At 29.4% G+C, this 9,464-nt stretch carries 11 protein-coding genes; 4 read left to right on the top strand and 7 right to left on the bottom strand.

Going from position 1 to position 9,464, the window contains the following annotated elements:
• From ABY863_RS11045 to ABY863_RS11035, 3 genes are all read left to right on the top strand, one after another.
• Positions 1-1,186 (top strand): GH3 auxin-responsive promoter family protein (locus ABY863_RS11045; protein WP_372794784.1); only part of this gene is annotated, 1,186 nt, incomplete at its 5' end.
• Positions 1,186-1,740 carry an MOSC domain-containing protein gene (locus ABY863_RS11040; RefSeq protein ID WP_372794782.1) on the top strand — a complete coding sequence of 185 codons (555 nt, stop codon included), beginning with the start codon at positions 1,186-1,188 and terminating at the stop codon, positions 1,738-1,740. The genes ABY863_RS11045 and ABY863_RS11040, both read left to right, overlap by 1 nt.
• A 135-nt stretch (positions 1,741-1,875) precedes the next feature.
• On the top strand, positions 1,876-2,406 hold the full coding sequence (locus ABY863_RS11035) for an RNA methyltransferase (protein WP_372794780.1): 531 nt from the start codon (positions 1,876-1,878) through the stop codon (positions 2,404-2,406).
• A 290-nt stretch (positions 2,407-2,696) separates the two neighbouring features.
• Here ABY863_RS11035 and mgtE read toward each other — a convergent pair whose 3' ends face one another.
• Genes mgtE through ABY863_RS11015 form a run of 4 tightly spaced genes read right to left on the bottom strand, consistent with a single transcriptional unit; the run spans position 2,697 to position 6,977 of the window.
• The gene (gene mgtE / locus ABY863_RS11030; RefSeq protein WP_372794778.1) at positions 2,697-4,049 is read right to left on the bottom strand and encodes a magnesium transporter; all 1,353 of its coding nucleotides are present in this window, start codon (positions 4,047-4,049) and stop codon (positions 2,697-2,699) included.
• Positions 4,039-4,815, bottom strand: a complete 777-nt coding sequence (gene rsmA, locus ABY863_RS11025; protein ID WP_372794776.1) for a 16S rRNA (adenine(1518)-N(6)/adenine(1519)-N(6))-dimethyltransferase RsmA — start codon at positions 4,813-4,815, stop codon at positions 4,039-4,041. The genes mgtE and rsmA overlap by 11 nt, the downstream gene beginning before the upstream one ends.
• Before the next feature lie 3 nt (positions 4,816-4,818).
• On the bottom strand, positions 4,819-5,151 hold the full coding sequence (locus ABY863_RS11020; protein ID WP_372794774.1) for a DUF4286 family protein: 333 nt from the start codon (positions 5,149-5,151) through the stop codon (positions 4,819-4,821).
• 50 nt (positions 5,152-5,201) lie between these two features.
• A complete protein-coding gene (locus ABY863_RS11015; protein ID WP_372794772.1) occupies positions 5,202-6,977 on the bottom strand; it encodes a tetratricopeptide repeat protein in 1,776 nt (591 codons plus the stop codon).
• 137 nt (positions 6,978-7,114) lie between these two features.
• On the opposite strand from ABY863_RS11015, the gene ABY863_RS11010 reads away from it, so the two are divergent.
• A complete protein-coding gene (locus tag ABY863_RS11010) occupies positions 7,115-7,255 on the top strand; it encodes a hypothetical protein (protein WP_372794770.1) in 141 nt (46 codons plus the stop codon).
• Here ABY863_RS11010 and serS read toward each other — a convergent pair.
• The 3 genes from serS to ABY863_RS10995 all read right to left on the bottom strand — a co-directional run.
• Positions 7,248-8,522: a serine--tRNA ligase gene (serS, locus tag ABY863_RS11005; RefSeq protein ID WP_372794769.1), complete on the bottom strand. Its 1,275-nt coding sequence runs from the start codon at positions 8,520-8,522 to the stop codon at positions 7,248-7,250. The two genes, ABY863_RS11010 and serS, sit on opposite strands and share 8 nt — an antisense overlap.
• A gap of 54 nt (positions 8,523-8,576) precedes the next feature.
• Positions 8,577-9,119 (bottom strand): hypothetical protein, encoded by a 543-nt coding sequence (locus tag ABY863_RS11000; RefSeq protein ID WP_372794767.1) that lies wholly within the window; start codon positions 9,117-9,119, stop codon positions 8,577-8,579.
• An 18-nt stretch (positions 9,120-9,137) separates the two neighbouring features.
• A partial coding sequence (locus ABY863_RS10995; RefSeq protein ID WP_372794765.1) for a riboflavin kinase occupies positions 9,138-9,464 on the bottom strand: 327 nt, incomplete at its 5' end.

Genomic DNA, 9,464 nt, shown 5'->3' with positions numbered 1-9,464 from the left:
TTCAGGAGCAAAATACATTCCGTTAACCAAAGAATCTATGCCAATGCATATTAGTGCGGCGCGAAATTCTTTATTGCTATATATTGCTGAAACTAAAAAGACTGATTTTGTGGATGGCAAAATGATTTTTTTACAAGGAAGTCCTGAATTAGATGATAAAAATGGTGTAAAAACAGGTCGTCTCTCAGGAATTGCTGCACATTATATTCCTCAATATTTAACAAAAAACAGATTACCAAGTTGGGAAACCAATTGTATTGAAGATTGGGAAACTAAAATTGACGCAATTGTTAATGAAACTATCAACGAGAATATGACACTCATTAGTGGAATTCCGTCTTGGGTACAAATGTATTTTGAAAAAATAATAGAAAGAACGGGGAAAAAAGTTGGTGAAGTTTTTCCAAATTTTAATTTATTCGTTTATGGTGGTGTAAATTTTGAACCCTATAGAAATAAGTTTGAAGATTTAATTGGAAGAAAAGTAGATACCATAGAATTATATCCAGCTTCTGAAGGCTTTATAGCATACCAAGATTGTCAAAAAGAAAAAGGAATGATGTTGTTGGTAGATAATGGAATGTTTTATGAATTCATTCCTTCCGAAGAATTTTTTGAGGAAAACCCAACAAGACTTTCTTTAGCCGATGTAAAAATTGGCGTTAATTACGTACTTATATTAAATACAAATGCAGGACTTTGGGGTTATAATATTGGTGATACGGTTGAATTTCTTTCAGTAAATCCACCTAGAATTATAGTTACTGGGCGCATTAAACATTTTATTTCGGCATTTGGTGAACACGTAATTGGTAAAGAAGTAGAGCAAGCAATTCATGAAAATACAACCAATACAACTATAGGAATTACAGAGTTTACTGTAGCGCCTCAAATTACTCCGCAAAGCGGTTTACCTTATCACGAGTGGTTTATTGAGTTTGAAAACGAACCAGAAGATTTACAAGATTTTGCAGCTAAAATTGATGTTTCAATGCAACAGCAAAACATGTATTATCTCGATTTAATTGTTGGAAAAATACTACAACCTTTAAAAATAACTAGCATTGAAAAAGGTGGTTTTAATAATTATATGAAATCAATTGGGAAGTTAGGAGGGCAAAATAAAGTACCTCGTTTATCTGATAATCGTAAAATAGCCAATGAACTTTCAAAATTTAAAAAATAATGAAACTAGTTTCAGTTAATGTTGGAGAAAAAAAAACCATCAACTACAAAGGAAGAATTATTGAAACAGGTATTTTTAAAAAACCTATGGATTTACCTATTTTTTTAGGTAAAGAAGATGTTGAAAACGACGCCGTAATAGATAGAAAATATCACGGAGGAATTGACCAAGCTGTATATGCGTATTCTGAAACTCACTATTCTTATTGGAAAGAATTATATCCAAATTTAGATTGGCACTTTGGAATTTTTGGTGAAAATTTAACTATTTCAAATTTAGAAGAAACTAAAATTCAGGTTGGAAATCAATATAAGTTGGGTGAAACTATTATTGAGGTTACAAAACCTAGAGAACCTTGTATGAAATTGGGACTTGTTTTTGGAACGCAAAAAATTTTAAAGCAATTTTGGAATTCAACAAAGTGTGGTATTTATTTTAAAGTGCTTCAAACAGGAAATGTAGCTGTTGATGATGAACTAATTCTTATAAAGAAGGCTGAAAATTCACCAACAATTTCAGAAGTGTATGAAACAAAAAAGCTTAATAAATTATAAAATTATTTCAAACAAAATTTATTTTTTAAAGCTAATTTATTCTTAGTCGTTTTATTTTTATGCTCACCTAAAACACTACAAAAAATGCATTTAGTAAAGTTTTAAAGTATATTTGCAACATACTACTGTAAATAAATGAGAAAACTTAAAAACAGCGAATTAGAAAGATTAAATGTTGAGGAATTTAAACAAACTGATAAAATTCCATTGATTGTTGTGCTGGATAATATTAGAAGTTTAAACAATATTGGATCTGTTTTTAGAACAAGTGATGCCTTTTTAATTGAAAAAATTTATCTCTGTGGTATTACCGCAAAACCCCCTCATAAAGACATTCATAAAACTGCATTGGGGGCAACAGAATCTGTTGAATGGGAATATATTGAAGATACACTTCAATTAGTTGAAAAGTTAAAAATTGAAAAGGTGAAAATCCTTGCTATTGAACAAGCTGAAAACAGCACTATGTTACAAGATTTTAACATTGAAGCGAATCAAAAATATGCAGTTATTTTTGGGAATGAAGTTAAAGGTGTGCAACAAAAAGTAGTTTCTGCTTCCAATTATTGTATTGAAATTCCACAGTTTGGAACCAAACATTCATTAAATATTTCGGTAAGTGTTGGTGTAGTTTTATGGGATTTGTTTAAAAAGTTTAGATATTAGTATCTAGTATTAAGAAGCAAAAATTCACAATTATAAAAGTTTGAAGTTAATCTTTTAATATAATTTATTGAAAAACTAAAATTTCTCTGTCAGTCCTGCAAAGGCAGGAATCCATAAATAGTAAATTGAATAATACCAAAATTTTATAATTGCAAGAAATGAATATAATATCCTGTTTATCAATAATTTGTTGATTTATTTTTTAACAAGTGAGTTATAGATTCCTGCCTTCACAGGAATGAGAATTGTGATAATAAGTTTCCAATACTTGATACGAAATATCAAAAAAACTAAAATCCTAAAATTAATTTTGCGATCCAAAAATAAATTAAAATTCCAAAGATATCATTACTGGTAGTGATAAATGGTCCTGTTGCTAAAGCAGGGTCAATACCTCTTTTGTCTAAAATTATTGGGACGAAAGTTCCAATAATGGATGCAATTATAATTACAGAAACTAAAGAAATGGCTACCGTAAGTCCAACTTTTAATTCAAAGCCTAAAAAATACATTCCAGCCGACATTAACAAAGCAGCAAGAACTAACCCATTTAATAAACTTAGTGCAACTTCTTTTATAAGCCTACTCCACAAAGAACCTCTTAAACTATCATTTGCCAATCCCTGAAGAATTATAGCTGAAGATTGCACACCTACATTCCCCGCCATTGCTGCAATTAATGGCGTAAAAAAGAACAATTCTTTGTATTTCACCATAGCAGTTGAAAATCCTCCTAAAATAGAAACACTAACAAACCCACCAAAAAGTGCTAAAACTAACCAAGGTAGACGCGCTTTTGTTAATTCCCAGATGGTATCATCTGCTTCAACATCTTGAGAAATACCAGCTGCCATTTGGTAATCTTTTTCAGCTTCATCTTTAATAACGTCAACAATATCATCAATAGTAATTCTACCTACTAATCGACCAATTTCATCAACCACGGGAATAGCTTCCAAGTCATATTTTTGCATAATTCTAGCTACATCTTCAGCTTCAGCATTCACATTTACAGAATCAACATTTTTTATAAAAATATCTTTAATTGGTGATCTTGTTGAGGTGGTTAGTAAATCTTTTAAAGACAATCTGCCTTTTAAAATATCATTATCATCAACTACATAAATTGAATGAACACGTGAAACCTCTTCAGCTTGTGCACGCATTTCTTTAACACAGGTAAGTACATTCCAGTTTTCATTAACTTTCACCAACTCTTTCGCCATTAATCCACCAGCAGTATCTTCATGATAACGTAAAAGATCAACAATATCTTTTGCGTGCTCTAAATCTTCAATATGTGAAATTACCTCTTCTTGTTGTTCATTGGTAAGTTCAGAAATAATATCTGCAGCATCATCAGTATCTAATTCAGAGATTTCCTCCGCAATTTCTTTTGATGAAAGTCCTCTTAAAACTTTTTCACGAGTATCTTCATCCAATTCTGTAATTACCTCTGAAGTGACTTCACTCTCTAATAATTTAATTAAATAAATAGCTTCTTCAATTTCTATATCTTCAATAATTTCAGCAATATCAGCATAATGCACGTCTTTCAATAAATTTAAAAGAGCATCATTTTTTTGTTCAGCAATTAATTGTTGAAGTTCTTCAATGTATTGTTCTGTAATTTCAAATTGCATCCTTTTCTATTTTAGAAGTAAGACTAATAAATTCTTGAACAGAAAGTTGTTCTGGACGTTTGGCAAAGATAGTATCTTCTCTTAAACTATCTGATAAATTGAATGTTTTTAAACTATTTCGAAGTGTTTTTCTGCGTTGTTGAAAAGCAGTTTTTACAACTCTAAAAAATAATTTTTCATCAACAGGTAAGGTGTGATTTTCTTTTCTGGTTAATCTAATAACGCCAGAATCTACTTTTGGAGGCGGATTAAAAACCGTTGGTGGAACTGTAAATAAGTATTCAACATTATAAAAAGCTTGTGTAAGAACCGATATAATTCCGTACACTTTACTGCCTTCTTTTTCTGCAATTCTTTTTGCAACTTCTTTTTGAAACATTCCTGAAAATTCTGGAATTTGATGTCTGTTTTCTAACGTTTTAAATAAAATTTGTGTAGAGATATTATAAGGAAAATTTCCAATAATTGCAACTTGTTCTTCTCCAAAATATTCGGATAAATCAATTTTTAAAAAATCTTTTGAAATAATTCTATTTGCTAAATTTAAATAATGAGCTTGTAAATATTCAACAGATTCTGTATCAATTTCAATAACGTGAGTTGTGTATTTTTTTTTGAGTAAGTATTTAGTTAAAACACCCATTCCCGGACCAATTTCTAATGCATTTTCATAGCCATTTCCGGTTAAACTATCCGCAATTTGTTGTGCAATAAGTTCATCAGTTAAAAAATGCTGTCCAAGGTGTTTTTTTGCTCTTACGCTCATAAATTAGTTTTTAAAACTCATGCTAAATTGTTCACTTATTACTTTTAATTCGGTTCTAAAAGCTACAAATTTACCACTAAAAAGGCGCATACTTTCATCACGTAATCTAGGAGCATCTTCTTTATAATATTCTTGTAAAGTTTCTATACTATCTGTTGTGTATTGTACAGAATATGTGGCTCCACCCATTTCTTCTTCAATCATAACTTGGCTCATTTTTGCATTGTTAAATTTTCCTGTTGCCAGCATATCAGGAATATGTTTTACTTTCATCCATTGCAGCCATTCTGCTTGAACAGCTTCATCAATATTAGTAGTTACGTTATAGATATACATAATTTTATTAAAAGATTAAATAATTTAAAATTTCAGGTTTATTAATTGTGTTAATTTATTTCGTCACCTCTTAGTTTTCTGAATTTTTTACGAGCATCCACTAAATAAATACTAGACGGATATTCAAAGATAATTTTTTGATAGTACTCTTTCGCATTTTCTGTATTATTTAACTTATTTAAATACAATTCTGCTAAATAATAATGTGCATCGTCTGCTAAGATATCATCTTTATTTATACTAATAATTTGCAAGTAATTATTTTCAGCGTTTTCAAACTGATTTATTATTTCAAACAATTGTGCCTGCTTAAATAAAGCTTCATCTTCTATAGGATGACCTTTATAGTTGTTTAAAACTATTTGTAACGTGTCTATTGCTTGCTGGTTTTTATTTTGAAAAGACAATAAATCAGCAATAGCATAGGTTTTTAACGCAATTTTTAAACTATCCTTTACAACATTATCTGTTATTAATAAATTTAAATCCAATGCATCATTTGCAATGAGTTGGGAGGTGGAATTTTTAAGCACTTTTAATTGAGATTGCGCCCAATCAAAATCACCTTTAAAATAGGAAGTTTGTGCAATTTTAAAACGTGCTGTTTGACCAATTGTATGATTTTTTAAGTCGTTTTGAACTTGAGTGTAATAAATTAAAGCACTGCTAAATTTGTTGTTAAACACTAAAATATCAGCTAATTTAGTTTTTAAATGCCCTTTCTGAAATTGGTTAATGGGTAATTTTAAGGCTTCTTTTAAAACTGAAATAGCTTTTTCTGGTTCATTTGCTTTAAAGGCTAAAAATTCAGCATAAATTGCTTGTATGTTTATAGTATTGTTATTCTTTCCATATTGATTGAAAAGCGCTTGAAATTGAGTTTCAATGATAGCAATGGAAGCATTCATCTTCATATCAATTTCTAACAAATATAATTTTGAAATTAATTCTGTTTCTAAATTAGGACTATTTTCTAAAACATAATGAAAACAACTTTTTGAAACTTCATAAGCTTTGTCTTCAAAAGCGATTTTACCAACTTCAATAATATTGTTTAAATCACTTAAATTTCTTTTGTGTAATGCTTTTTCTTGTACAAGCGCTTTATTGTATTCTTTTTGTTGCATAAAAAGCCAACTCAATAATTCATTCCAACTATTTTGAGGATTGCTTTGTAAGCGTTTTAGTAATAAGCGTTTTAAAGAAACATTATGCTCATTTTCTGAGTCTTCAGAAATAAATTGACCTATATAATTTTTTACGGGAGACACATAATTTTCACTACTTGAAACCAAATCTAAATAGGTATTAAACATATTTTCAATTTCTCCTTTCTCACCATAAATAAATGCTATTTGAAAACTGTAATTTACAGATGAATTTAATTCCATGGCCTTCTTATAGGCAAGCAATGCATAATCTAATAGGTGATTGTCTTGAAAAGTTTTCCCTACCAAATAACCTGAATTTGGTGAATTTTCTATTCCTGCAATCGCTTTTTCATAATACAAATTTGCTTTTTCTTGTAAATGTTGTAACTGATAACTATACCCTAATTCAACATATAAATATTCCTGATTTGGATTACTTTTTAATTGTTTGTTTACAACAGCAGTTATTTCATCGAAATTTTCTAATTGATGATAACAATCAATTAAGTAATTGAGGTAACTTGTATTATAAGAATGCTTCTCATATAAAACTTTATAGATTGATGCTGCTTTTTCATAGTCGCCATTACTAAAATATTGAGATGCTAATTGTGGTTCCTGAGCGTAGATTTGCAAAGAAAAATAGCATAAAAATATGAATAGAATGTTTCTCATTTATTATTTTTTATTCAATCAAAGATAACCAAACAAGTGTTAATGTTTTTATAAAACAAAAGTATTGTGTAGTAGCCTGTGTAACATTTTGGCACAGATGTTGTCTATATTAAAATGAACAACTAAATTTTACAAAAATGAAAGAACTAATCAAACAATACGAAACTGCAAAAAACAAAGCATTACAATTCATGCAAAAAGGACAAATAAATAACTATTTTGATGCCTTAGTTGAAATGAATCGTTACAAAAAAATGATAACAGTTAGCGCTAATTAATAATTTCAAAACCACAATAAGGCACTAATGCTTCTGGAATTTTAATTCCTTCAGGTGTTTGGTAATTTTCTAATAAACTAGCCAAAACACGTGGTAAAGCTAAAGAACTACCATTTAAGGTGTGTGCTAATTCACTTTTGCCTTCGCTGTTTTTAAAACGAAGTTTTAATCGGTTTGCTTGAAATGTTTCAAAATTTGAAACGGAACTAACTTCTAACCAACGATCTTGTGCTGTTGAAAACACTTCAAAATCGTATGTTAAAGCCGAAGTAAATCCGATATCACCACCGCATAAACGTAATATCCTATAAGGTAATTTTAACTCTTGTAAAATTTCTTTTACGTGATTTACCATACTATCTAATGCTTCGTAAGATTTTGCTGGATGTTCAATTCTAACAATTTCTACTTTATCAAATTGATGCAATCTGTTTAATCCACGAACGTGTGCTCCGTAAGAACCTGCTTCACGTCTAAAACAAGGTGTATAAGCAGTTTTACAAATTGGAAATTCATCTTCTTTTAAAATAACATCTCTAAAAATATTGGTTACAGGAACTTCAGCAGTAGGAATTAAATATAAATTATCCTGTGCGTCATGATACATCTGCCCTTCTTTATCTGGCAATTGCCCAGTTCCAAAACCAGAAGCTTCATTTACCAAAAGAGGTACCTGAACTTCATCATAACCAGCCGCTGTATTTTTATCTAAAAAGTAATTAATTAATGCACGTTGTAATTTAGCTCCTTTTCCTTTGTAAACAGGAAAACCAGCACCTGCTATTTTATTTCCAAGCTCAAAATCTATAATATCGTATTTCTTCGCTAATTCCCAATGTGGTAAAGCACCTTCGTGTAGTGTTGGTATTTCACCTTCTTGAAAAATGTTTTGATTATCTTCTTCTGAAGTTCCTCCTGGAACAATTTCGTTTGGAATATTAGGAATTGAGTATAGCAATTCTTGTAATTCGGTTGCTTTATTTTGAAGAGCTTCCGTTAAGTCTTTCGATTTATCTTTTAATTGAACTGTTTTTTTCTTTAAAATATCAGCTTTTTGAGTTTCGCCAGATTTGAATAACTGTCCAATATCTTTTGCTAATTTGTTCAATTCAGCTAAAATAGCATCCAATTCTGTTTGAATTGCTCTTCTATCTTCATCAGCCGAGATAGTTTTAGCAACTAATTCCTCTGCGTTTTTTAAATTTCTTTTTGCTAAACCATTTAGAACAATTTCTTTGTTTTCTCTAATAAACGCTACCTGTAACATTGCTATTTTCCTTTAAATTGAAAGGCAAATTTAAGAAATTGAAGTGAAAATAAGCTAATTAGTTTCATTTGATTTTAAAGAAATGGTTTCGCTTATTTTCGAAATAATTTGAGGCACTTCTTTTATGTTAAATTCAATATCAATTTTCACAGTGTTTTTACTTGATTTTTCAATTTTGAAACTCCCATTCTTAATAGAATAATAACCTGTTTCTCCTTTGCAATAGCACAAACGTCCAAAATATAATTTTACAGTTTGAAGTTCTTTACTTGTCAACGAAATTTCAGTAATTGTTTTATCTAATTCAGCATACACAATTTCAGTATAATTGCTGTCTTGCGTATTTAGAGCAGGCTTTCTAGTGTATGTATATTTTAAAATTGTTTTTTCGCCATCGGTAATTATTGGATATGAAATCCCAAATTCATCAATTTTAAATTCTAATGATTTATTTGGAATTAATTCAATAGAACATTCTCCATTATCTGGACAATTTACAGTTTTTGTAAAAACAGTTTCATTCAATGTGAAATTTAAATTTTGACACGGTCTGCATGAAGCAAATAAAATAAAAACGAATGGGATAATATTTTTCATGAGTTAAATTTACAAAAATTAAGAATCAAAAACGAAACCATTTATAATTTCTAACGATTTTTCTTTGTCTTTTTGAAGTTGCTTTTTAAGTAATTCTACCGATTCAAATTTTTGCTCATCGCGTAAATAACTTAAAACATCAACTTGAATAATTTTACCATACAAATCTTTATTAAAATTGAAGAAATGTATTTCAATAGTTTGGTTTATTCCATTTACTGTTGGGCGAAAACCAATATTCATCATCCCAAAAACTGTTTTATTTTCAATTTCAGCTTTTACAACATACGCACCTGTTTTTGGAAGCAATTTATAGGATTCTTTAATGTATAAATTTGCAGTTGG

Origin of the sequence: Lutibacter sp. (assembly GCF_041562875.1) — a bacterium.
Taxonomy (GTDB): domain Bacteria; phylum Bacteroidota; class Bacteroidia; order Flavobacteriales; family Flavobacteriaceae; genus Lutibacter.
The sequence above is the reverse complement of the archived record's forward strand: the minus strand, read 5'-3'. Positions and strand labels throughout refer to the sequence as shown.

Coding starts and splice junctions, on each gene's coding strand:
- ABY863_RS11040 (WP_372794782.1), top strand. CDS start 1,186: ATGAAACTAGTTTCAGTTAATGTTGGAGAAAAAAAAACCATCAACTAC.
- ABY863_RS11035 (WP_372794780.1), top strand. CDS start 1,876: ATGAGAAAACTTAAAAACAGCGAATTAGAAAGATTAAATGTTGAGGAA.
- mgtE (WP_372794778.1), bottom strand. CDS start 4,049: ATGCAATTTGAAATTACAGAACAATACATTGAAGAACTTCAACAATTA.
- rsmA (WP_372794776.1), bottom strand. CDS start 4,815: ATGAGCGTAAGAGCAAAAAAACACCTTGGACAGCATTTTTTAACTGAT.
- ABY863_RS11020 (WP_372794774.1), bottom strand. CDS start 5,151: ATGTATATCTATAACGTAACTACTAATATTGATGAAGCTGTTCAAGCA.
- ABY863_RS11015 (WP_372794772.1), bottom strand. CDS start 6,977: ATGAGAAACATTCTATTCATATTTTTATGCTATTTTTCTTTGCAAATC.
- ABY863_RS11010 (WP_372794770.1), top strand. CDS start 7,115: ATGAAAGAACTAATCAAACAATACGAAACTGCAAAAAACAAAGCATTA.
- serS (WP_372794769.1), bottom strand. CDS start 8,522: ATGTTACAGGTAGCGTTTATTAGAGAAAACAAAGAAATTGTTCTAAAT.
- ABY863_RS11000 (WP_372794767.1), bottom strand. CDS start 9,119: ATGAAAAATATTATCCCATTCGTTTTTATTTTATTTGCTTCATGCAGA.